The sequence below is a fragment of the Streptomyces fulvorobeus genome (assembly GCF_013167895.1).
In the GTDB taxonomy this organism is placed as follows: Bacteria; Actinomycetota; Actinomycetes; order Streptomycetales; family Streptomycetaceae; genus Streptomyces; species Streptomyces fulvorobeus.
On record NZ_BLWC01000001.1, the window covers coordinates 1,758,851 to 1,781,333 of the forward strand.

Below are 22,483 nucleotides of genomic sequence, written 5' to 3' on the forward strand. Positions count from 1 at the left end.
AGCTTTCACCCGGCAGGGCACGCACGCCCGCCACCTGCGAAACAGGGGTTTGCCGGAGCCATCGCCAGCGGCATATACAAGGGCTTCGACCGGAGGGACCAGGAATGCCGGAGCGTTCGTCACATCGCCGCGGGCGCACCGCCGCCGCCGCTCTGGCGGCGTTCTCGCTCACCGCGGGCCTCGCGCTCACGGGCTGCTCCGGCGGCTCCGAGGAGTCAGGGGAGCGCGCCTCGGACGGCGCGCGCCGGGCCTCCCCGCCGCGGCCCCGCTCTGGGACCGTACGCCCGCCTCGCTCGCCGCGGTCGGAGACTCCATCACGCGGGGCTTCGACGCCTGCTCGGTGCTCGCCGACTGCCCGGAGGTCTCCTGGGCCACCGGCACGGACAGCGCGGTGCGCAGCCTCGCCGTGCGGCTGCTCGGTCCGTCGAAGGCGCTCACGCACAGCTGGAACCACGCCGTCTCCGGTGCCCGGATGGCGCGGCTCCCGGAGCAGATGGCGCTGGCGGCGAAGGACAGGCCGGAGCTGCTGACCGTGATGATCGGCGCCAACGACGCCTGCCGGGACTCCACGCGGCTCATGACCCCGGTGGCGGACTTCCGGGCCTCCTTCGAGGCGTCGATGCGGCAGCTGCGGGCCACCGCGCCGAAGACGCAGGTGTACGTGTCGAGCGTGCCGGACCTGATGCGCCTGTGGTCGACGGGGCGCACCAACGAGCTGGGCAAGCAGATCTGGGAGCTCGGGATCTGCCGGTCCATGCTGGGCGACGCGGACGACATGGGCGCCTCGGCCGTCGCGCGGCGGGACACGGTGCGCAAGCGGGTGATCGCGTACAACCAGGTGCTCGGGGACGTCTGCGCGAAGGACGCGCGCTGCCGGTACGACGGCGGGGCGGTCTTCGACTACCGGTTCACCGGCAAGCAGCTCAGCCCGTGGGACTGGTTCCACCCGGGCCGTGACGGCCAGGCCCGGCTGGCGGAGATCGCTTACCGCAATGTCACCGCGGCGGGACCGCCCGCGTAGGGTCCTGACCATGACGACGGGTACGACGGAGACGTCGGGTGCATCGCACACGGACATACACACGCAGGACTACTCCGCGCTCGCCGACGGGACGCCCGTCCGGCGCTGGACCCTGGAGCGGGACGGTACGCGGGTGCGCGTGCTGACGTACGGCGGCATCGTGCAGTCGGTCGAGGTGCCCGACCGGGACGGCGTCCGGGGCCCGGTGGCACTGGAGCTGCCGGACCTCGCGGCGTACGAGGAGTTCTCCGCGCCCTGTTTCGGGGCGCTGGTGGGGCGGTACGCGAACCGGATCGCGGACGCCGGTTTCGTCCTCGACGGCACGGCCCACCGGCTCACGCCCAACGAGGGGCGCAACCATGTGCACGGCGGGGCGCGCGGCTTCGACAAGCGGGTGTGGGAGGCGCGGGAGGTCCCGGACGGCGTGCGGCTCTCCCTGGTGGCCGAGGACGGCGAGGAAGGCTTCCCCGGGCGTCTCGCGGTCTCGGTGACGTACACGCTGGACCCCGGCGGGGCGCTGCGGATCGAGTACCGGGCGACGACGGACGCCCCCACGGTGGTGAACCTGACGAACCACACGTACTGGAACATGGCCGGTGCGGACGGTTCGAGCGCGCTGGGGCACGAGCTGCGGATCGCGGCCGGCCGGATCACTCCGGTGGACGGCGCCTCGCTGCCCACGGGGGAGCTCGCCGCGGTGGAGGGGACCCGCTTCGACTTCCGGCGGCCGAAGCCGGTGGGCGCGGGATACGACCACAACTACGTGCTCGACACGGCCACGGACGACGGGGTGGCCGCCGAGCTGTACTCCCCGCCTCCGGGCGGGTGCTGACGGTCCGTACGACGGAGCCGGGGGTGCAGCTGTACACCGCGGACCACTTCGAGGGGCGGCCCTTCGGGCCGTGCGCGGGCATCGCGCTGGAGACCCAGCACTTCCCGGACTCGCCGAACCGGCCGGAGTTCCCGAGCACGGTGCTGCGCCCGGGCGAGGAGTTCGTCTCGACGACCGTGTACGGCTTCTCGGTGCGCTGACGGCGTCGGCGCCTCCCGTGGGCACGGTGACTTCCCGGCCCACGGGAGGCGGCGCCGTCTACTCCTTGACGTCCACGGACGCCGACAGCCGGATGTCGGTGACGGAACGGGCCGCCTGCACCTGGTAGGTGCCGGGAACCCGCTGCCAGCCGTAGGCGCTCTCGTCCCAGATCTCGTACGCCCGCCCGTCCAGCGGGACCGTGACCTCGGCCGTCTCCCCCGGTGCCGCCTCGACGCGGGCGAAGCCGGCCAGCAGGCGGGCCGGGCGTCCCCCGGTCGTCTCCGGTGCCAGATAGAGCTGGACGGTCTCGGCGCCGTGGCGCGGGCCCGTGTTGCGCAGGCGGACGGTGGCCGACTCCGTGGTGGCGTGCAGGGACTCGTAGGCCCAGGTGGTGTAGCCGAGGCCGTGGCCGAAGGGGTAGGCGGGGGCCGTGCCGGCCCGCTCCCAGGCCCGGTAGCCGATGAAGACGCCTTCGTCGTAGTGGAGTTCGCCGCCGGTGGGGGCGGTGGCGGTGACCGGGGCGTCGGCGAGGGCGGCCGGCCAGGTGGTGGGGAGCCTGCCGCCCGGTTCGGCGCCGTCCACGCCGAGCAGGACGTCGGCGAGCGCGTGCCCCGCCTCCTGGCCCGGGAACCAGCTGAGCAGGACGGCGGCGACGTCGTCACGCCACGGGAGCTCGACCGGGGAGCCGGAGTTGACGACGACGACGGTCCTCGGATTGACGGCGGCCACCGCCCGCACCAGGTCGTCCTGGTGGCCGGGGAGCGCCAGGTCCGTACGGTCGAACCCCTCGGACTCGACGTGTTCGGTGGTGCCGACGACCACGACGGCGGTGTCGGCCGCGCGGGCCGCCTCGACGGCTTCGGCGATCAGTTCGGCGGGGTCGCGGCGCGGACCGAGGTGGACGAGCGAGAAGGAGACCCCGGGGATCGGTGCGTCGGCGCCGAGGGTGTCGGGTACCTGACGGAGGAAGACCTCGACGGGGACCCCCTCGGTGAGGACGACCCGGCCGCGCTCCACGGGGTTGCCCCAGAACGCCTCGCCCGGGTCGTCGGAGCCGGTGACCCGGTGCACCCCGTCGAACAGGGTCTCTCCGCCGATCCTCAGGGTGAGGGCGCCGGTGCCCCGGGTGCCGAACAGGTGCTCGCCGCTCTCGCGCGGGACGAACGTGCCGGTCATCTCCACGCTGTGGAGCGTGTCGAGGGTGACGCCGTCCGGCACGTCGGCGCCCGCCCACTGCACGGAGCCGCTGCGCAGAGGGGCCGTGCCGAGGACGGCGCCGGACGGGTCGTAGCAGACGGCCCCCAGCTCGAAGCCCTGCTCGGCGGGGGCGAGCCGGTCGTTCGGGTCGGCGCCCACCCGGTAGTCGACGACGCCCTCGGGGAGCGCGGCGGTGAGGCCGGCGAGCGGGGAGACGATGTGGGCGGGGAATACCTGGGCCGATCCGCCGCCCAGGACGCGGGCGTCGCGGGCCAGGGCGCCGATGAGCGCGACCGTGCCGGCCGCCTCGGGGGCGATGGGGAGCGTGTCGCCCTCGTTGCGCAGGAGGACGAAGGAGCGGCGGGCGATCTCGCGGGCCAGTGCCTCGCCGTCGATGCCCGCGGGGTGGTCGGCCGGGTCGACGACAGGCGGGGCGCCGGCGAGGACGCCGACGCGGGCGGCGAGCAGCAGGACGTTGCGTACGGCGCCGTCGACCACCGCTTCGTCGACCTGCCCGGCCCGGACCGCGGCGGCGAGCCCGTCCCCGTACACCGTCCTCGGTCCGGGCATCGCCACGTCGAGGCCGCCGGTGATGGCGCCGACGGTGGAGCGGGCGGCCAGCCAGTCGGAGACGACGAAGCCGTCGAAGCCCCACTCGCCGCGCAGCACCGCGTTCTGGAGGTAGTGGTGCTCGGTCATGGTGCAGCCGTTGACCTGGTTGTAGGCGGCCATGATGCCCCAGGGGCGGGCGTTCCTGACGATCCGTTCGAACGGGGCGAGGTAGAGCTCACGCAGGGCGCGCGGGGCGACGATGTTGTCCACGGTGAAGCGGTCGGTCTCGGCGTCGTTGGCCACGAAGTGCTTGACGGTGGTGCCGACGCCGCCCTCCTGCACGCCGCGCACGTATCCGGTGCCGATCTCGCCGGTGAGGTAGGGGTCCTCGCTGTACGCCTCGAAGTGCCGGCCGCCGAGCGGGGACCTGTGCAGGTTCACGGTCGGGGCGAGGAGGACGTGGACGCCCTTGCGGCGGGCCTCCTGGGCGAGCAGCCGGCCGGCCCCGCGGGCGAGGTCCGGGTCCCAGGTCGCGGCGAGCGCGGTGGGCGACGGCAGGGCCACCGAGGGGTCGTCGGCGCTCCAGCGGACGCCTCGGACGCCGATCGGGCCGTCGGACATCACGAGCGACCGCAGCCCGACGGCGGGCAGCGCGGGCAGCGACCACATGTCCTGGCCGGCCAGGAGCCGCGCCTTGTCGTCGAGGCCGAGCGCGGCGAGCGCCGCTTCCACCGCGGCCGCGCGGACCGCTTCGGGCGTGCTGGTTGTGGACGCGTCTGCCACGGCCGTACCTCCTCGTCGAGTTACTGCTCCATTGCGAAGGTCTCCATAGTGGCGTCGGTACGGGTAGGCCGGTAGTTTTGGTTACCGATCCGTTATCTGGCGAGGCCGCGTCGCCCCCTGGATGCCGTACGGTCCTGCTGACAGCGGACAGGGGCCGACGCAGGGAGGGGACCGGCGATGGCACGGGCCAGGAGCGAGGAGCGGCGCACGGAGATCCTCCGCGCCACCCTCGAAGTCATCGCCGAGCGCGGCTACCGCGGGGCCACGCTGGGCGCGGTGGCCGAGCGGGTGGGACTCAGCCAGCAGGGGCTCCTGCACTACTACCCGACCAAGGAGGCGCTGCTCGTCGCCGTCCTGGAGGACCGCGACCGGTGGGACACGGGTGGCGGCGGAAGCCGGGGCGAGGGCCCGTGGCCGCTGGAACTGCTGGGCTCGCTCGTGGAGTACAACGCCATGCGCCCCGCCATCGTCCAGACCTTCTCGGCCCTGCTCGGCGAGAGCGTGACGGAGGAGCATCCGGCACGGGAGTTCTTCAGCCTGCGCTACAGCCAGGTCCGCGCGGACATGGCCGCCTCACTCCGGGCGGAGCACGGCGAGGAGCTGCCGGGCGGGCTGACGCCGGAGCGGGCGGCCACGCTGATGGTGGCGGTGATGGACGGCTTGCAGTACCAGTGGCTCCTGGACCCCGGCACGGTCGACATGCCGGGGTCCTTCCGGGACTTCCTGCGGCTGCTGCGCGACCGGACGGGACCGGACGTCAGCGGGCCATCCCCAGGGTGACGCCGAGGCCGACGAGCACGGAGCCGATGGTCCGGTTGAGGACCTTCTGCCTGCGCAGCAGCACGGTCCGCAGATGCGAGTGCGAGAAGAAGACCGCCACCAGGCCGAACCAGCCGAGGTGCGCCACGGACATGAACAGGCCGTAGCCCGCTTGCTGCCAGAGCGCCGTCTGCGGGCCCACGACCTGGGTGAAGGTCGCGACGACGAAGACCGTCGTCTTGGGGTTCAGCGCGTTGGTGAGGAACCCGGTGCGCAGCGCGCCGAACGGGCTGAGCCCGGACTTCGACGCCAGGTCCACGGAGAGGTCGTCGCGGGCGAGGAACGTGCGTACCCCGACGTAGACGAGGTAGGCCGCTCCCGCCAGCTTGAGCGCCGTGAACAGCGCGGTGGAGGACGCGATCAGGAGGCCGACGCCGAGCATCGTGTACGTGACGTGGACCAGGACACCCGCCGCGACCCCGGTGGCGGCCAGGAGGCCGGTGGCCCGCCCGTAGAGACAGCTGTTGCGTACGACCATCGCGAAGTCGGCGCCGGGACTGATCACCGCGAGCACGGTGATGACGGCGACGGCGAGTACCTCGGCCATCGGGACGGGGACCTCAGTTCTTCCGGAGGGTGTACGGGGTCCGGGCGGCGGCGCCGTCCTCGCCCCGGGGAGCGCCCACCAGATCGCGGACCAGCAGCGTGGCTCCCGCGACGGCGCCCGGCATCAGGAACACCGCGACGAACGGGACGAGGAAGGAGAGCGTGAGCGGGACGCCGAAGCCGAGGACCAGCAGGCGCCGCCCGCGCAGCAGGGTGAGCCGGTCGGCCAGGACCATGCCCCGGCGCTGGAGGGCGACCGAGGTCAGCTCCTGGGCGAGGAAGTAGCCCGAGAGACAGAAGCCGAGCGCGGGTACCACCGTCTGCCCGATGACCGGGACGAAACCGAGGGCGAACAGCAGCACCCCGTACAGCGCGACGCGCAGCAGGACACGGACCGAGTCGCGGGCGGAGATCCACAGTTCGCGCCAGAGCGGCAGCCCCGACCCGGGGACCTCACCACCCTCGCTGCGGTCGACCTCCTCGGAGAGCGACTCGTAGAACGGCTGGCCGACCAGGAGCGTCACCGCGGTGAAGGTGATCACGGCGAGGAACAGGCCGAGGACGTAGACCAGCACGACGAGGGTGTTGCGCAGCAGGCCCAGCCAGGGCGAGGACCAGTCGTCGGCGAAGGGGGTCGCCCAGCCGACGAAGTCGTCGGCGCCGTGACCGAGTCCGATCAGCGCGCCCGCGTAGACCACCAGGGTGATCAGCCCGGGCAGCAGCCCGAAAGCCAGCCAGCGGCCGTGCCCGAAGGCCCAGCGCTGACCCTTCATCAGATAGCCGAAGCCCGCCCCGAGATCGCTCATGCGGGTCAGCGTACTTGTGCGAACCATTGACACGTGCCCTGGCCCGTCATTACGGTCACGCCAGCATTTCGAACGAGTGACGAAATATCGAACAACGGAGAGGCGTCTTCCGTGCGTATCACCGGAATCAGCACGCATGTCGTCGGCACACCATGGCGCAACCTCACCTATGTCCAGGTCCACACCGACGAGGGCCTCACCGGCGTCGGGGAGACCCGGATGCTCGGACGTACGGACGCGCTGGTCGGATACCTGCACGAGGCGGCGGCGAACCACGTCACCGGCTCCGACCCGTTCGCGGTGGAGGACCTCGTACGCCGCATGAAGTACGGCGACTACGGGCGGGCCGGGGAGATCGTCATGTCCGGCATCGCGGTCGTCGAGATGGCCTGCTGGGACATCAAGGGCAAGGCGCTGGGCGTCCCCGTCTGGCAGCTGCTCGGCGGGAAGGTCACCGACCGGGTCAAGGCGTACGCGAACGGCTGGTACACCACCGAGCGGACACCGCAGGCGTACCACGAGGCCGCTCGGGCGGTCGTCGAGCGCGGCTACCGCGCGCTGAAGATCGACCCGTTCGGCACCGGCCACTTCGAGCTCGGCCAGGAGGAGACCCGGTACGCGGTGTCCCTCATCGAGGCCGTGCGGGACGCCATCGGCCCGGACACCGAGCTGATGCTGGAGATGCACGGCCGGTTCAGCCCGTCGACCGCCGTGCGGATCGCCCACGAGATGGCGCCGTTCCGGCCCGCGTGGCTGGAGGAGCCGGTGCCGCCGGAGAACCTCAAGGCGCTGAGCAAGGTCGCCGACAAGGTCGATCTGCCGATCGCCACCGGCGAGCGCATCCACGACCGGATCGAGTTCCGTGAGCTCTTCGAGTCGCAGGCCGCCGACATCATCCAGCCGGACCTCGGCCACATCGGCGGCATCCTGGAGGCCCGCAAGCTCGCCGCGACCGCCGAGACCCACTACACGCTGGTCGCCCCGCACAACGTGGGCGGCTCCGTACTGACCGCGGCCAGCCTCCAGCTGGCGGGCTGCACACCCAACTTCAAGATCCTGGAACACTTCAACGACTTCGCGGACGCCGACATCAAGAAGGTCGTGAAGGGCGCCCCGCAGGTCGATCCCGCCACCGGCTGCTTCGAGCTGTCGCACGCCCCCGGGCTCGGGGTGGAGCTCGACGTGGACGCCGCCGCCGAGTTCCCCAGCAGCAGGCCCGCTTCGACCTGTGGGCCGAGGGCTGGGAGAAGAGGCAGCCCAAGTGAGTGCCCTCTCCCGCTCACTGGTCGTCGACCGGCCGGGGCAGCACCGGCTCACCACGGGGCCCCCGCCCGAGCCGGGGCCGGGCGAGGTCAGGGTGCGGGTCGCCGCGGCCGGGATCTGCATGAGCGACCGCGAGCTCCTCGACGGCCGGCGCGACGCCGCCTACGTCCGCTATCCGGTGGTGCCCGGCCACGAGTGGTCCGGCACCGTCGACGCGGTGGGCCCGGGCGTCGACCCGGCGCTGACCGGCCGGCGGACGGTGGCGGAGGGGTTCCGGGCCTGCGGGCGGTGCGAGCGGTGCCGCTGCGGGGAGACCTCGCTGTGCACGGCCGGATACGACGAGACGGGCTTCACCCGGCCCGGCGCCTTCGCCGACCACGTCGTGGTCCCGGCGCGGCTGCTGCACCTGCTGGCCGACGACGCCGATCTGCGGGCCGCCGCCCTGCTGGAGCCGGCCGCCGTGGTCGCCGCGGCGGTACGGGCCGGGGCGCCCGAGCCGGGTGAGCGCGTCGCGGTGGTGGGCGCGGGCACCCTGGGGCTGCTCGCCGTGCAGCTGCTGGCCGCCGTGTCCCCCGGCGAGCTCACCGTGATCGACCCGCGGCAGGACCGGGCCGCCCTGGCGCTGGATTTCGGGGCGGGTGACTCGCGTACCCCGGAGCGGGCGGGGGAGGTGCGGGGCCGCTACGACCTGGTCGTGGAGACCGCGGGCGCGCCGACCACCGCCGCCGACGCCTGTCTGCTGGCCCGGCGCGGCGGGCGCGTGCTGCTCACCGGAATGTTCGCACCGGGGGCGGTGGGGATCGACCCGGTGCATCTGTCGCTGAGCCAGCTGACGGTGCGCAGCGTGTTCGGGGCGCCGTCGGCGGCCTGGTCCTACGCGGTGCGGGCGTTCACCGCCGGGCTCCTGGACCCGGCGCCGCTGATCACCCACGAGTTCCCGCTGGAGCGGTTCGCGCAGGCCGTGGCGCTCGTCGGCGCCGGGGACCCGGCGACCGGCAAGGTGCTGCTGCGTCCGTGACGGCTCCGCCCTGATCCGTACGCCGGTACGGAAGTGGCCGACGACCCCGTACCGGCGTACGTCCCACCGACACCCTGCTCCGGCCGAACACCGGAACACCGAACACGAAGGACCAGCCGTGAACGACGCCACAGCTTCTCCCCCCGGCCCGCGCCGCCCCGGCGACTTCGCGCTCACCGCGCTCGGGCTCGGCGCCGCGGCCCTGTCCCCCGCCGACGCCTCGCCCCACACCTTCCCCGACGGAGGCGGCTGGCGTACCGAGATCCCGTCCGTGGAGAGCCCGGAGGCCCTCTCGGTCGTCCTGAAGGAGTCCGCCGAGCTCGACGTGCCCGTCCACCGGATCAGCCAGGGCAGCGGCATCTGGATGCTGACCGACGCCGAGATCACCGAGATGGTGGCGGGCTGCGAGGAACGCGGCATCGAGCTCTGCCTGTTCACCGGACCGCGCGGCACCTGGGACACCGGCGCCTCCACGCGTACGGACTCCGGCGGCGCGGGCCTGCGGGCCCGGGGGCACGACGCCCTGGCCGGGTGCGTCGAGGATGCCGTGAGAGCGACGGAGCTGGGCGTGAAGTGCCTGCTCATCGCGGACGAGGGGGTCCTGTGGACCCTGCACCGCATGCGGAGCGAGGGACTGCTGCCCGCCGCCACCACGCTCAAGGTGTCCGCACTCATCGGCGCGGTGAACCCCGCCGCCGTGCAGGTCCAGGAGCGGCTCGGCGCCGACTCCGTCAACGTGCCCTCCGATCTGACGCTCGCCCACTTCACGGAGATCCGGCGCGCCAGCCGCGTACCCCTCGACCTGTACGTGGAGGCACCGGACGACCTCGGCGGATACGTCCGGATGTACGAGGCGGCCGAGCTGATCCGGCGGGGCGCGCCGCTCTATCTGAAGTTCGGGCTCAGCAGGTCGCCCGGTATCTATCCGTACGGCAGGCACTTGCGCGACCTGGCGCTCGCCACCGCGCGGGAGCGGGTCCGCCGCGGCCGGCTCGTACTCGACCTGCTCGCCCGGCACGGGGCCGGCGGCGGCATGTCACCGCCGGGCTCGCGACTGCCGGGCGAACTGCACCGCTTCCCCACCAGCCCGGAACCGTCCGGAACCGTCCGGAACCACTGAGAGGCGCTGATCACGATGCGAATACGCGGAGCCGCCGTAGCCGCGACCGCCGTCACCCTGGGGCTCGTCCTGTCCGCCTGCGGCCAGGAGGCCAGGGGTGGCAGCCGCTACCGGGCCGACGAGGCCAAGGGCGGGACCATCGGCCTCGCGATGCCGACCAAGTCGTCGGAACGCTGGATAGCCGACGGCCGGAACATGGCCGCCCAGTTCAAGAAGGCGGGTTACCGGACCGACCTCCAGTACGGCGACGACAAGGTCGAGAACCAGGTCGCCCAGTTGGAGAACATGATCACCAAGGGGCACCGGCTGCTCGTCGTCGGCGCCATCGACGGGTCAGCGCTCTCCGACGTCCTGGAGAAGGCGCACGACGCGGGCATCCCCGTCATCTCCTACGACCGCCTCATCACGGGCACGGAGCACATCGACTACTACGCCTCCTTCGACAACGAGAAGGTCGGCGAGCTCCAGGGGCAGTACATCCTGGACCGGCTGGGGCTGAAGGAGCCGGCGAAGGACTCCGGCGAGACGTTCGACATCGAGCTGTTCGCCGGGTCGCCCGACGACAACAACACCAAGTACTTCTGGAACGGCGCCATGAAGGTGCTCACCCCGTACCTGGAGTCGGGGCAGCTCGTGGTCCGCAGCAAGCAGACCGAGCTCAACCAGGCCACCACGCTGCGCTGGGACGGCGGCACCGCGCAGAAGCGGATGGACGACCTGATCAGCAAGAGCTACGGCACCGAGAAGGTCGACGCGGTCCTCTCCCCGTACGACGGCATCTCGATCGGCATCATCTCGGCCCTGAAGAGCGCCGGTTACGGCGGCGGCGAGCTCCCGGTGGTCACCGGGCAGGACGCCGAGCTCGCCTCCGTCAAGTCGATCATCGCGGGCGAGCAGACACAGACCGTCTTCAAGGACACCCGCAAGCTCGCCAGGCAGGCCGTGCAGATGGGCGACGCGGTCCTCACCGGGAAGAAGCCCGAGGTCAACAACGTGAGCGACTACCACAACGGCGTGAAGACCGTGCCGTCGTACCTGCTGAAGCCCGTCTCCGTCGACAGGTCGAACACCCAGCTGCTCGTCGCCGAGGGGTACTTCAGCGCGGGACAGCTCAAGTGAGCCGCCCCGCACTGGAGATGCGCTCCATCACCAAGACCTTCCCCGGGGTCACGGCGCTCTCCGAGGTGAGCCTGACCGTGCGGGCCGGGGAGATCCACGCGATCTGCGGCGAGAACGGCGCGGGCAAGTCCACCCTGATGAAGGTCCTCAGCGGGGTCCACCCGCACGGCAGTTACGAGGGCGAGATCCTCTTCGACGGCGAGCCCGTCGCGTTCCGGGACATCCGGGCCAGTGAGCGGCACGGCATCGTGATCATCCACCAGGAGCTGGCGCTCATCCCCCGCCTGTCGATCGCCGAGAACATCTTCCTCGGCAACGAACGGCGCGGCAGGCGCGGCTTCGTCGACTGGAACGGGACGCTGCGCGAGGCGTCGCGGCTGCTCGGACGGGTGGGTCTGCCGGACAATCCGCAGACCCCGATCTCGGACATCGGCGTCGGCAAGCAGCAGCTCGTGGAGATCGCCAAGGCCCTGTCGAAGGAGGTGAAGCTGCTCATCCTGGACGAGCCGACCGCCGCGCTCAACGACGAGGACAGCGCGAAACTGCTCGGTCTCATCAGGGAGCTGCGCGAGCAGGGCATCGCCTGCATCATCATCTCCCACAAGCTCACCGAGATCCGGGAGGTCGCCGACTCGGTGACGATCCTGCGCGACGGGCGCACCATCGAGACGCTGACCGTGCGGGAGACCGCGGGGGCCGACCCCGAGCTCTCCGAGGAGCGCATCATCCGCGGCATGGTCGGCCGCGACCTCGACCACCGCTTCCCCGAGCGCACCCGGTACGAGGGCGAGCGGGGCACGGCGCTCACGGTGAGCGGCTGGACCGTCCGGCACCCGGTCGACCACCAGCGCACGGTGGTCGACGACGTCTCGTTGACCGTGCGCCGGGGCGAGATCGTCGGGATCGCGGGCCTGATGGGCGCGGGCCGTACCGAGCTGGCCATGTCGGTGTTCGGGCGCTCGTACGGGAAGTACGTCGCCGGGCACGTGGAGGTCAACGGCCGGCCCGTCGTCACCAGGACCGTGCCTGAGGCGGTCGCGGCCGGCATCGCGTACGTCACCGAGGACCGCAAGACGTACGGTCTCAACCTCATCGACACCATCAACCGCAACATCTCACTCGCCTCGCTGCCCGGCATGGCCAGACGCGGCATCGTCGACGAGCACCACGAGCGCCGGGTCTCCGAGCGCTACCGCGCCTCGATGAACATCAAGGCGCCCACGGTCTTCGAGCAGGTGGGCCGGCTCTCCGGCGGCAACCAGCAGAAGGTCGTGCTGAGCAAGTGGATCCACGCGGACCCCGAGGTGCTGATCCTCGACGAGCCCACCCGGGGGATCGACGTCGGGGCGAAGTCCGAGATCTACGGCGTCATCGACAAGCTCGCGGCCGAGGGCAAGGCGGTGCTCCTCATCTCCTCGGAGCTGCCCGAACTCCTCGGCATGTGCGACCGGATCTACACGATGGCCGAAGGCCGGCTGACCGGTGAGACGGACCGGGCAGAGGCCACCCAGGAAACCCTGATGCGCCGGATGACGCGCCAGACAGAGAACAGAGGCTGAGGCCGCCATGAGGACCACCGCCACACCGCCCAAGGACACCACCTCGCCGTCCGGGACACAGCCCCCGCTCCAGGTGCTCACACGGAGCGTGCGGACGAACATGCGCCAGTACGGCATGCTCATCGCCCTCGTCTTCATCGTCGTGCTGTTCCAGGTATGGACCGACGGCACGCTGCTGCTGCCGAACAACGTCTCCAACCTGATCCAGCAGAACGGGTACATCCTCATCCTGGCGATCGGCATGATGATCGTGATCATCTCCGGTCACATCGATCTGTCCGTCGGCTCGCTGGTGGCCTTCGTCGGCGCCATGTCGGCGGTGATGATGGTCAAACACGACATGCCCTGGGTCCTCGCGCTCGTCCTCTCGCTGCTGATCGGCGCGGCGGCCGGAGCGTGGCAGGGCTACTTCATCGCGTACCTCGGCATCCCGTCGTTCATCGTGACGCTGGCCGGAATGCTGCTCTTCCGGGGCCTGACGCAGATCGTGCTCGGGGGCCAGTCGCTGTCGCCGTTCCCGGAGGGCTTCCAGAAGATCGCCAAGGGGTTCATCCCGGAGATGGGCCCGTACACGCAGTACCACAACCCGACGCTCCTCATCGGTCTGGCCACGGTCGTCTTCCTGCTGCTGCGCGAGTGGCGGGACCGCAAGCGCCAGCTGGCGTACGAGCTCGAGGTGCTCCCGGCCGGCCTGTGGGCGGCGAAGTGCGTCGCGATGACCGCGGCGGTCGTCGCCTTCACCCTGACGCTCGCCAGCTTCCACGGGGTGCCCGTGGTGATGCTCATCATGTGCGCACTGCTGCTCGGCCTCGGTTACGTCATGCGCAACGCGGTCGTCGGCCGCCATGTGTACGCGCTCGGCGGCAACAAGGCCGCCGCGATGCTCTCCGGCGTCAAGGACAAGAAGGTCACCTTCCTCGTCTTCGTCAACATGGGCGTCCTCGCGGCGCTCGCCGGCTGCGTCTACGCGGCCCGGCTCAACGCGGGCACCCCGCAGGCGGGCCTCAACTTCGAGCTGGAGGCCATCGCCGCCGCGTTCATCGGCGGCGCCTCGATGAGCGGTGGCGTCGGTACGGTGATGGGGGCCGTGATCGGCGGGCTGGTACTCGGCGTCCTCAACAACGGGATGTCCCTGGTCGGGATCGGCACCGACTACCAGCAGGTCATCAAGGGGCTCGTGCTGCTCGCCGCGGTGGGCTTCGACGTCTGGAACAAGCGCAAGGCCGGCGCGTAACCGGCCCCGGACAGCATGGAGGCCGCACCCCGGACAGGGGTGCGGCCTCCAGCCGTTCACGCGGATCAGGCGGCCGTGAGCTCCACCTTGATGTTGCCGCGGGTCGCGCTGGAGTACGGGCAGACCTGGTGGGCCTTCTCGATCAGCGACCGGGCCGTGGCCCTGTCGACGTTCGGGATGGTCGCGGTGATCGCGACCTCCAGGCCGAAGCCGCCCGCCTCGGTCCTGCCGATGCCGACCGAGGCGGTCACGGTCGATCCGGAGACGTCCGCCTTCTCCTGCCGGGCGACCACGCCGAGAGCGCCCTGGAAGCAGGCGCTGTAGCCCGCCGCGAAGAGCTGCTCCGGGTTGGTGCCCGCTCCGCTGCCGCCCATCTCCTTCGGCGGGTTGACGACGACGTCGAGCTTCCCGTCGTCGGTGGAGACACGGCCGTCGCGGCCGTTCTCCGCGGTGGCGACCGCGGTGTAGGCGACGTCTATCTGCTGAATGGTCATGCCGAGGATTCCTCCTGCTGATGCGCCGCGACTCGCGCCCACGATCGCGACGGCCTGCCGGAGAGCCTAACGGGTGGCCCGGAGCGGCCGGATGGCGGTCAGACCAGCGAGACGATCATCTTGCCGGTGTTCTCGCCGCGCATCAGTCCCAGGAAGGCGTCGAAGCCGTTCTCGATGCCCTGCACGGCCGTCTCGCGGTACTTCAGCTCGCCGGAGGCCAGCCAGCCCGCCACCTCGCGCACGAACTGCGGCTGGAGTGCGGCGTGGTCGCCCACGAGCATGCCCTGGAGGCGCAGCCGCTTGCCGATGACCAGCGCGAGGTTGCGCGGGGCGGGGGTGGGCTCGGTGGCGTTGTACTGCGCGATCATTCCGCAGATCGTGGCGCGGCCGTGCACGTTGAACGAGGAGATCGCCGCCTCCAGGTGCTCGCCGCCGACGTTGTCGAAGTAGACGTCGATCCCGTCCGGGGCCGCCTCGCGCAGCTGCTGTCCCACGGGGCCGTTCTTGTAGTTGAACGCCGCGTCGAAGCCGTACTCCTCGACGAGGAGCTTGACCTTCTCATCGGAGCCGGCCGAGCCGATGACCCGTGCGGCGCCCTTGATCCGCGCCAGCTGGCCGACCTGGCTGCCGACCGCGCCGGCCGCGCCGGAGACGAAGACGGTGTCGCCCTCCTTGAAGGAGGCGACCTCGAACAGCCCTGCGTAGGCGGTGAGTCCGGGCATGCCGAGCACGCCGAGGTAGGCGGAGAGCGGGGCGAGGGAGGCGTCGACCTTCACCGCGTGCTGGACGGGGACGTCTGCGTACTCCCGCCAGCCGAGGCCGTGCAGGACGTGGTCGCCCACGGCGAAGCCCTCGGCACGGGAGGCGACGACCTCACCGACCGCGCCGCCGTCCATGGGGTGGTCGAGCTTGAAGGGCGGTGTGTACGACTTCACGTCGTTCATCCGGCCGCGCATGTACGGGTCGACCGAGAAGTGCAGGTTGCGGACGAGCACCCGGCCCTCGGCCGGCTCGGTGACGGGTGCCTCACGCAGCGCGAAGTCCTCGGCCACGGGCCAGCCGTTCGGGCGGGCGACGAGGTGCCATTCGCGGCTGGAGGTGGGAAGTGCTGCAGACATGGGCTCGGGTCTCCTAGATGCCTTCCGGGGGAAGCAGAAATGCTTCATGAGGTGAAACAACCATGCTCCTGAATATTTCACCTTGTCAAGCAAGTGGGTATCCTGTGTGTCATGACCACCCCGCGCACAGACCCCGTGACCCTCGAAGTGGTCGAGCTGATCGGCACCGTGGTGGCGCGCTACTACGAGGAGTACGAGCGGGCGGCGGCGGCGCACTCGCTCACCGGCGCGCAGGCCAGGGTCCTCGCGCTGCTCTCCCTGGAGCCGATGCCGATGCGCAAGGTCGCCGACAAGCTGCGGTGCGAGCCGTCGAACATCACCGGCATCGTGGACCGGCTGGAGGCACGCGGCCTCGTGGAGCGCCGCCCCGACCCCTCCGACCGGCGGGTGAAGCTGGCCGCGCCCACCGAGGAGGGGATCGGGACCGCGCGCCGGCTGCGCGAGGCACTCGGCTTCGCCCGTGAGCCCCTCGCCGGGCTGTCGGACGCGGAGCGGACGGTGCTGCGGGACCTGCTGCGCCGCATGCTGGGCGCCGACGTGACCCCGTAACGGCCGATCGGGCGTGTCAGCCCTCTCAGGTGCACCACCACAGGAACCAGTCGCACGTCTCGGTCGGCTCCGGGGTGGGGGCCGGAGCCGTGGACTCCGGCGGTGCGGGCCGGGTGGGCGGAGCGGTCACGGGACCCGACGGGCCGGCCGATGCGCCGGTGTCGTCGGGGACGGGCGGCACGGCGGGCGGCACGGTCGTGGGCGCGGACCCGGAAGGCGCGGACCCCGAAGGCGCGGCCCCGGAGGGGGTGGGCGGCGCGGCCGGGGCGGTGGGCTTCCCGGCGGGCGCCGTCGTGGCGGGCTCCGCCGCGCCGGTTCCCGTGCCGCTGCCGGCGGCGGAGGTCTCCGGACGTGCGGTGGGGCTCTCGACCGGAGCGGGATGGTCCGGCGTGCGGGTCGCCGAGGGCTCCGGGGCGGGCTCGGCGGTCGTGGCGGACCACTCCACGTAGTCGGCGGCGCCGCTGTCCCCCTCCGGCGCGGTGGCCAGCCTGGACACCCCCAGGGCGCCGACCGCCAGCACCACGCCCACTGCCGCGAGCAGCGCCGTACGGCCCCGGCGCCGGTGGCCGCGCCTGCCCCTGCCCGCTCCGCCGGCCCGGCCGTCACCCCGGCCCGGGCGCTCGCGCTGCCCCGCGCCGCCGCGTCCCGCGCCCCGGCCGCGCACGGGCTCGGCGGCACGGCGGCGGCGCCCGGCGGCCTCGGAGGGCTCACGGGCTTCGACCCAGGGTTCCGGTTCGTGGCCGGAGCGGGTGGGGGTCGGGTAAGGGCCCAGCGCCTCGGCGGGGGTTCCGCAGCCGGCGCAGGCCAGGGCGCCGTTGAGGTGCCGTCGGCACGCGTGGCAGTAGTCCATGGGGCCCGCAGAGTAGACGGGCGCCGATCCTCCGAGGAAGCCGCTCAGGTGAGGATCGTGTGTGAAAGCCGCCGTTCCGCGGTTCGGGGGTCCGATACGCGTGACACCGCTCCGATACGCGGCAGACGCGGGAGGATGGGCGGCATGACCGCTCCCGCCCCGTTCGGGCCGCTCGAATTCCAGCTCGTCCTGCTGCGCCGGATGGCCGATCACCAGCCGGAGCTCGTCGAGGAGGCCAGGCAGGAGCTCAGCGCCTCGCTCGCCGACATGCGGGAGGCCAACCGCCGCTGGCAGGCCATGGTGCGCGCGCCCCGGGGGCGGGGGACGCTGCGGCGCTACCGCTCCGTGCTCGGGGAGCCCCAGCTCTCCGTACGCCGCCAGGTCGGCGATCTGGAGTGCGACGCGCTGCTCTGGCCCGTGCCCCTCTGGCCCGGCCTGCGGTTCGAGGTGCTGGCGGCGCCCGGCGGAGCCGTGTGGAACGAGTGGCTGGTCCGCGCGCCGGGGGCGGCCGGCCCCGAGCTGCGTGACCTCGGGGATCTGCGCCCCTGGTCGTGCACCGTGGACGAGGTGGCCAGGGCCTTCGCGCCGGCCAGGCCGATGGAGGGCAGCGCGCCGACCCGGTGGGCACTGGCGATCACCGACCCCGGCAGCGGGCGGCCGCACGTCGCCGAGTTCACCTGGGGTCTCCTCCAGCGGCTGCTGCCCGGCTGACCTGGCGCCCCGTCAGCTCCATACCCCCTACGGCTCATCCCAGCGCGCGCGCCGCCTCTGTGCGGGCAACGATGCAAGGAGAACCGGCTGCCGCCGGTGCCCCGTCCCAGCATTCCCGGGAGACCCCCGCCGTGACCGTCAGTCTTGAGCAGTTGCGCCGTTGCCACATCGCCGTCGATCTCGGGGCCGCGAGGACCCGTGTGTACGTCAAGGGGCTGGGGCTCGTCGTCGACGAGCCGAGTGTCGCCGCCGTGAACACCCGTACCGGTTCACTCATCGCCGTCGGCGCGCTCGCCGAGCAGATGACCGGCCGGACCCCCGCCTACATCCGGGTGGCCCGCCCGGTCACCGGCGGTACCGTCGTCGACATCGAGATGGCCCAGCGCATGCTGCGCCACCTCATCGGCGACAAGCTCCGCCGCCAGCTGCGCCGCAAGCCCCGGCTGCGGGCCGCCGCCTGCACCCCGCACGACAGTGATCCGCTGGCCCAGCGCGCCGCCGTGGAGACGCTCGTCGGGCTCGGTGCCCGGCGGGTCGAACTGGTGGACACCCTGATCGCGGCGGCCGTCGGCTGCGGGCTGCCCGTCGAGCAGCCGACCGCCACCATGATCATGGTGTGCGGGGCGGCGACCACCCAGATCGCGGTGCTCTCGCTCGGCGCGATCGTGACCGCCGTGCGCATTCCGGTCGGCGGCAACGCCATCGACCACGCGATCATCCAGCACCTGCGCCAGCAGCACCAGCTGATGCTGCCGAGCCAGTCGGTACGCCCCCTGCAACTGGCGCTGCGCGGCAACGGCCTGACGCCCAAGGGCCCCGCCGTGACCGAGATCCACGGCCGCGACGTGGCCACCGGCCTGGCCCGCTCGGTACAGGTCGACACCGCCGCCGTCCGGCAGGCCATCCACACCCCCCTCACCGCGGTGCTCGACGGGCTCGGCAAGGTGCTGCGCGACTGCCCGCCCGACCTCGTGGCCGACCTGGCCGACTGCGGCATCATGATGGTCGGCGGCAGCGCGCTGCTGCCCGGCCTCGACCAGATGCTCCGCGACGCGACGGGTATGCCGGTGCGGATCGCCGAACGGCCGGACGTGTGCTCCGTGCTCGGTCTCGGCGCCATGCTGGACGGCAAGATCCAGCCGTTGGTCCTCGACCCGCTCGCCCGCTGACGGCCGCAGGCCCCGAAGGGGAGCGCATGGCCGGGGAACGCACGGCACGCAACGCGGAGCAGCCCGCCGAGCAGCCCGCCGAGCGGAACACCGGGCCGGGCCCGGGGCGGGGCTCCGGCCGGGCAGGCGGGGCGGGCGCGCCCGGCGCCGGGCCGCCCCGCCTGCCCGAGCTGCTGGCGGCCGTCCTCAGCGTCGGGTCCGACCTCGACCAGCACGCCACGCTCCAGCGGATCGTGGACACCGCCACCGCACTGACCGAGGCGCGTAACGGGGTGCTCGGCGTCCTGGACCCCGTGAGCGACCGCGTCACCGAGCTGTACACCGCGGGGCTCACCGACACGGAACGGCAGCGCGTCGGGCGGCTCCCGGACGGCCGCCGGGGCGCGAGCGGTCTCCTCGCCGAGGACCCGCGGCTCCCGCGCTGCGACGACGTGAGCACCGATCCGGGGGCCTGCGGTGTGCCGCCGGGGCATCCCGCGATGCGCGCCTTCCTCTGCGTCCCGATCCGGGTGCACGACGAGGTGTTCGGCACCCTCTATCTGGCGGACAAGCGCTCCGGGCGCTTCGACGACACGGACACCGCGCTGCTGCGGGTCCTCGCCGCGCAGGCGGGCATCGCGCTCGGCAACGCGCGCCTCTACGCCACGGCCCGCCAGCGGGAGCGCTGGATCGAGGGCGCCGCCGCCGTGACCACGGCGCTGCTGACAGGAGCCGACGCCACGGACGCGCTGAGGACGGTGGCCGAGCGGGCCAGGGTGCTGGCCGGGGCCTCGGCGGGGGTGATCCTCCAGCCGAGAGCCGGGGGCGGGATGGAGATCGTCACGGCCTCGACGCCCCACGACCCGGCCGGCATCGTCGGCACGGTCATCGAGCCAGGCTCGCCCGTCCTGGTCCAGCTCCTGGCCGGCGAACCCGTCTTCGTCGACGACTCCTCATCCGACCCCCGGATGACGACTCCGGTGCGGTCCCGGTTCGGCCCCAGCATGATGCTGCCGCTGCGGAGCGGGGGCCGGCTCATCGGGACCCTGGCCCTGCCGCGCGGACGCGGCGAGCCGCCGTACTCGGCGGTGGAGCGGACGCTCGCCTCACAGTTCGCCTCGCACGCCGCTCTGGCCCTGGTCCTCGCCGACTCCCAGCACGACAGGGAGCAGCTCGCCGTCTACGAGGACCGCGACCGGATCGCCCGCGATCTGCACGACCTCGTCGTCCAGCGGCTGTTCGCGACCGAGATGATGCTGGAGTCGACCCGCCGCCGCGTCACCAGCGCGGAGACGGACGAGCTGCTCACCAGGGCCGTCGACGAGCTGGACTCCACGATCCAGGAGGTCCGGACCACGATCTTCGCCCTCCAGCAGCCGCCCGCCGAGGTGCCCGCCACCTTCCGCGGCCGGGTCCTGCGCGAGACGGGGGGCGCGGCCGCCGTGCTCGGCTTCCAGCCGTCGGTGCACTTCGCGGGAGCCGTCGACGCGCTCGTGGGGGAACCCGCGGGTACCGGCCTGCTCACCGCGCTGCGCGGCGCCCTGGCCGCCGCGCACCGGCGGGCCGGGGTCCATACGATCGAGGTCGAGGTGGACGCGACGGCGCGTACACCGGCCGGCGGCGCGGCGGTGCGCCTGGTGGTCGCCGACGACGGGCGCGAGGAGGACGGCACGCGGTCGCGGACCGTCACCTGGCAGGCGCCGCTCTGAGGGCGATCCGGGTGTTGGAGTGGGCGACCCCCGCCTCCCGTCTCAGCCGTCGCAGCAGCGTGTCAAGGGCGCCCGGGTCCGCCGCCGTGGCGCGGACGAGGTAGTCGTGGCCGCCCGTCACGTGCACCACCTCCGTGATCCCCGGCAGCATCAGCACCGAGCGTTCGAACTCCTCGTTCGTCGTGTCGAGGCGCAGGGACACGTCGATGAAGACGACCAGGCCGGAGCGGGTGTCCGCGGCCGGGTCGATGATGACGGAGAAGCCGCGGATGACTCCGTCGCGGCGCATGCGGCGGACCCGGTCGCCCGCGGCGTTGGCGCTGAGTCCGACGCGTACGCCCAGGTCCCGGTACGAGATCCGCGCGTCCTCCTGGAGGACGGAGAGGATTTCCCTGTCGAGCCTGTCCATACTGCGATTGTCGCAGCTCGGGCGGGAAAGCGACGGTGCGGAGACCGGGACCCGCGGGCCGGAACTGGCAGGCCGGCGCCGGGAGGCCGGTACCCGGCCCGGACCCCGCATGGAGCAGCCCGGCGGGCCCGCGCCGGACCCGCGGCCTTGAATGGTGCCGTGGATACCGCCGTCACGCAGCCTCCCGCCCCCGCGGCGGAGGGGTCCGCCGCTCCCTACCGCAACCTCGCGACGGCCACGGTCGGCTTCGCCCTCACCTTCTGGGCCTGGAACCTCATCGCACCGATGTCCGGGACCTACCGGGACCGGCTGGGCCTCAGTTCGTTCGAGCAGTCCTTCCTGGTGGCCGTGCCGGTGCTGGTGGGGTCCCTGGGGCGCGTCCCGGTGGGCGCGCTCACCGACAGGTACGGCGCGCGGATCATGTTCCCGCTGGTCTCGGCGCTGACGGTGGTCCCCGTACTGCTGCTGATCCCGGCGGGGAACTCCTACGGCGCGCTGCTCGCGGTCGGCTTCCTGCTGGGCCTCGGCGGCACCACGTTCGCCATCGGGGTCCCGCTGGTCAACTCCTGGTTCCCGCCCGCCAAGCGGGGCTTCGCGCTCGGAGTCTTCGGCATGGGCATGGGCGGGGTGGCGCTCTCCGGCTACTTCACACCCCGGATCGCCGGGCACGGCGACAGTCTGCCGTTCCTGGTGGTCGGCGGGGCGCTCCTGCTCTACGCCCTCCTCGCCGCCGTACTGATCACCGACCGGCCCGGCCGGAAGATCCCGGCGGACACCCTGGCGCACCGCCTGGGCGAGGCCGGGAGGCTGCGGGTGACCTGGGAGCTGTCCGCGCTGTACGCGATCGGCTTCGGCGGCATCGTCGCGTTCGGCGTCTATCTGCCGACGTACCTCAGGACCTGGTACGACCTCTCACCTACCGACGCGGGCACCCGCGCCGCGGGGTTCGCACTGGTCACGGTCGTCTTCCGGCCGATCGGCGGCTGGCTGTCGGACCGCGTCCACCCGGCGACGGTCACCGCCGCCGCCCTGCTGGCCGCCGCGCTGACGGCGGTCCTCCAGGCGTTCGAGCCCGCCCTGATGCCCGGTGGCACGGTCGCGCTGCTCTGCATGGCTGCCGCGCTCGGCACCGCGAGCGGCAGCGTCTTCGCCCTCGTCTCCCAGGGGACACCGCAGCCGAAGGTGGGCAGTGTGACGGGCATCGTGGGGGCGATGGGCGGTCTCGGCGGCTTCGTACCGCCCCTGGTGATGGGCGCGATCTTCAGCGCCAAGGACTCGTACGCGATCGGCTTCATGCTGCTGTCCGATCTGGCGCTCGCCGGATGCGTGTACGCGTACGCGCGGATGCGGACGGTCCCGCGCGAGGGCTGACCACCGGCCGCCGGACGCGGCGGGCTGAGCGGGACTTCGCGGTTAGGCTCGCCG

18 protein-coding genes and 3 pseudogenes are annotated in these 22,483 nt (G+C 72.5%); 14 read left to right on the forward strand and 7 right to left on the reverse strand.

Annotated elements, in window-relative coordinates; translation table 11 throughout:
• Positions 1–104: 104 nt before the first annotated feature.
• A pseudogene (locus Sfulv_RS07965) lies at positions 105–1,021 on the forward strand (SGNH/GDSL hydrolase family protein).
• A 10-nt stretch (positions 1,022–1,031) separates the two neighbouring features.
• Positions 1,032–2,053, forward strand: a pseudogene (locus Sfulv_RS07970) (aldose epimerase family protein).
• Positions 2,054–2,111: 58 nt separating this feature from the next.
• Here the strand turns inward: Sfulv_RS07970 and Sfulv_RS07975 are convergent.
• On the reverse strand, positions 2,112–4,586 hold the full coding sequence (locus tag Sfulv_RS07975) for a glycoside hydrolase family 3 protein (protein WP_173313031.1): 2,475 nt from the start codon (positions 4,584–4,586) through the stop codon (positions 2,112–2,114).
• A gap of 177 nt (positions 4,587–4,763) precedes the next feature.
• Here Sfulv_RS07975 and Sfulv_RS07980 point away from each other — a divergent pair, with 177 nt between their 5' ends.
• Positions 4,764–5,366 carry a TetR/AcrR family transcriptional regulator gene (locus Sfulv_RS07980; protein ID WP_173313032.1) on the forward strand — a complete coding sequence of 201 codons (603 nt, stop codon included), beginning with the start codon at positions 4,764–4,766 and terminating at the stop codon, positions 5,364–5,366.
• Here the strand turns inward: Sfulv_RS07980 and Sfulv_RS07985 are convergent.
• Both Sfulv_RS07985 and Sfulv_RS07990 read right to left on the reverse strand, forming a co-directional pair.
• Positions 5,344–5,952, reverse strand: coding sequence for a LysE family transporter (locus tag Sfulv_RS07985; RefSeq protein ID WP_173313033.1), 609 nt, complete (start codon positions 5,950–5,952; stop codon positions 5,344–5,346). The genes Sfulv_RS07980 and Sfulv_RS07985 overlap by 23 nt on opposite strands.
• Before the next feature lie 13 nt (positions 5,953–5,965).
• On the reverse strand, positions 5,966–6,757 hold the full coding sequence (locus tag Sfulv_RS07990) for an EI24 domain-containing protein (protein WP_173313034.1): 792 nt from the start codon (positions 6,755–6,757) through the stop codon (positions 5,966–5,968).
• A gap of 111 nt (positions 6,758–6,868) precedes the next feature.
• Here Sfulv_RS07990 and Sfulv_RS07995 point away from each other — a divergent pair.
• From Sfulv_RS07995 to mmsB, 6 genes and pseudogenes are all read left to right on the forward strand, one after another.
• Positions 6,869–8,022 (forward strand): annotated as a pseudogene (locus Sfulv_RS07995) (mandelate racemase/muconate lactonizing enzyme family protein).
• Complete coding sequence (locus Sfulv_RS08000) at positions 8,019–9,038, forward strand: zinc-dependent alcohol dehydrogenase (RefSeq protein WP_173313035.1); 1,020 nt, start codon at positions 8,019–8,021, stop codon at positions 9,036–9,038. Before Sfulv_RS07995 ends, Sfulv_RS08000 begins: the two are co-directional and overlap by 4 nt.
• Before the next feature lie 118 nt (positions 9,039–9,156).
• Entirely contained in the window at positions 9,157–10,158 is a 1,002-nt protein-coding gene (locus Sfulv_RS08005) for a hypothetical protein (protein ID WP_173313036.1), read from the forward strand.
• A gap of 15 nt (positions 10,159–10,173) precedes the next feature.
• Entirely contained in the window at positions 10,174–11,277 is a 1,104-nt protein-coding gene (gene chvE / locus Sfulv_RS08010; protein ID WP_173313037.1) for a multiple monosaccharide ABC transporter substrate-binding protein, read from the forward strand.
• Positions 11,274–12,836: a multiple monosaccharide ABC transporter ATP-binding protein gene (gene mmsA / locus Sfulv_RS08015; RefSeq protein ID WP_218578038.1), complete on the forward strand. Its 1,563-nt coding sequence runs from the start codon at positions 11,274–11,276 to the stop codon at positions 12,834–12,836. The genes chvE and mmsA overlap by 4 nt, the downstream gene beginning before the upstream one ends.
• Positions 12,837–12,843: 7 nt before the next feature.
• Positions 12,844–14,070, forward strand: coding sequence for a multiple monosaccharide ABC transporter permease (gene mmsB / locus Sfulv_RS08020; RefSeq protein WP_173313038.1), 1,227 nt, complete (start codon positions 12,844–12,846; stop codon positions 14,068–14,070).
• A gap of 65 nt (positions 14,071–14,135) precedes the next feature.
• Here the strand turns inward: mmsB and Sfulv_RS08025 are convergent, their stop codons facing one another.
• Positions 14,136–14,564, reverse strand: a complete 429-nt coding sequence (locus Sfulv_RS08025; protein ID WP_173313039.1) for an organic hydroperoxide resistance protein — start codon at positions 14,562–14,564, stop codon at positions 14,136–14,138.
• Positions 14,565–14,662: 98 nt separating this feature from the next.
• Positions 14,663–15,682 carry an NADP-dependent oxidoreductase gene (locus tag Sfulv_RS08030; protein ID WP_173313040.1) on the reverse strand — a complete coding sequence of 340 codons (1,020 nt, stop codon included), beginning with the start codon at positions 15,680–15,682 and terminating at the stop codon, positions 14,663–14,665.
• A 111-nt stretch (positions 15,683–15,793) separates the two neighbouring features.
• Between Sfulv_RS08030 and Sfulv_RS08035 the strand changes: the two genes are divergently transcribed.
• Positions 15,794–16,231 (forward strand): MarR family winged helix-turn-helix transcriptional regulator, encoded by a 438-nt coding sequence (locus Sfulv_RS08035; RefSeq protein ID WP_173313041.1) that lies wholly within the window; start codon positions 15,794–15,796, stop codon positions 16,229–16,231.
• 25 nt (positions 16,232–16,256) lie between these two features.
• On the opposite strand, the gene Sfulv_RS31135 is transcribed toward Sfulv_RS08035, so the two are convergent.
• Positions 16,257–17,081, reverse strand: coding sequence for an SCO2400 family protein (locus Sfulv_RS31135; protein ID WP_173313042.1), 825 nt, complete (start codon positions 17,079–17,081; stop codon positions 16,257–16,259).
• 144 nt (positions 17,082–17,225) lie between these two features.
• Between Sfulv_RS31135 and Sfulv_RS08045 the strand changes: the two genes are divergently transcribed.
• From Sfulv_RS08045 to Sfulv_RS08055, 3 genes are all read left to right on the forward strand, one after another.
• On the forward strand, positions 17,226–17,792 hold the full coding sequence (locus Sfulv_RS08045; protein ID WP_173313043.1) for a hypothetical protein: 567 nt from the start codon (positions 17,226–17,228) through the stop codon (positions 17,790–17,792).
• A 131-nt stretch (positions 17,793–17,923) separates the two neighbouring features.
• Positions 17,924–18,961 carry a rod shape-determining protein gene (locus Sfulv_RS08050; RefSeq protein WP_173313044.1) on the forward strand — a complete coding sequence of 346 codons (1,038 nt, stop codon included), beginning with the start codon at positions 17,924–17,926 and terminating at the stop codon, positions 18,959–18,961.
• A 26-nt stretch (positions 18,962–18,987) separates the two neighbouring features.
• On the forward strand, positions 18,988–20,649 hold the full coding sequence (locus Sfulv_RS08055; protein WP_173313045.1) for a sensor histidine kinase: 1,662 nt from the start codon (positions 18,988–18,990) through the stop codon (positions 20,647–20,649).
• Here the strand turns inward: Sfulv_RS08055 and Sfulv_RS08060 are convergent.
• Entirely contained in the window at positions 20,627–21,058 is a 432-nt protein-coding gene (locus tag Sfulv_RS08060) for an Lrp/AsnC family transcriptional regulator (RefSeq protein ID WP_173313046.1), read from the reverse strand. The genes Sfulv_RS08055 and Sfulv_RS08060 overlap by 23 nt on opposite strands.
• Before the next feature lie 159 nt (positions 21,059–21,217).
• Between Sfulv_RS08060 and Sfulv_RS08065 the strand changes: the two genes are divergently transcribed.
• Entirely contained in the window at positions 21,218–22,429 is a 1,212-nt protein-coding gene (locus Sfulv_RS08065) for an MFS transporter (RefSeq protein ID WP_173313047.1), read from the forward strand.
• The last annotated feature ends 54 nt before the right edge of the window (positions 22,430–22,483 follow it).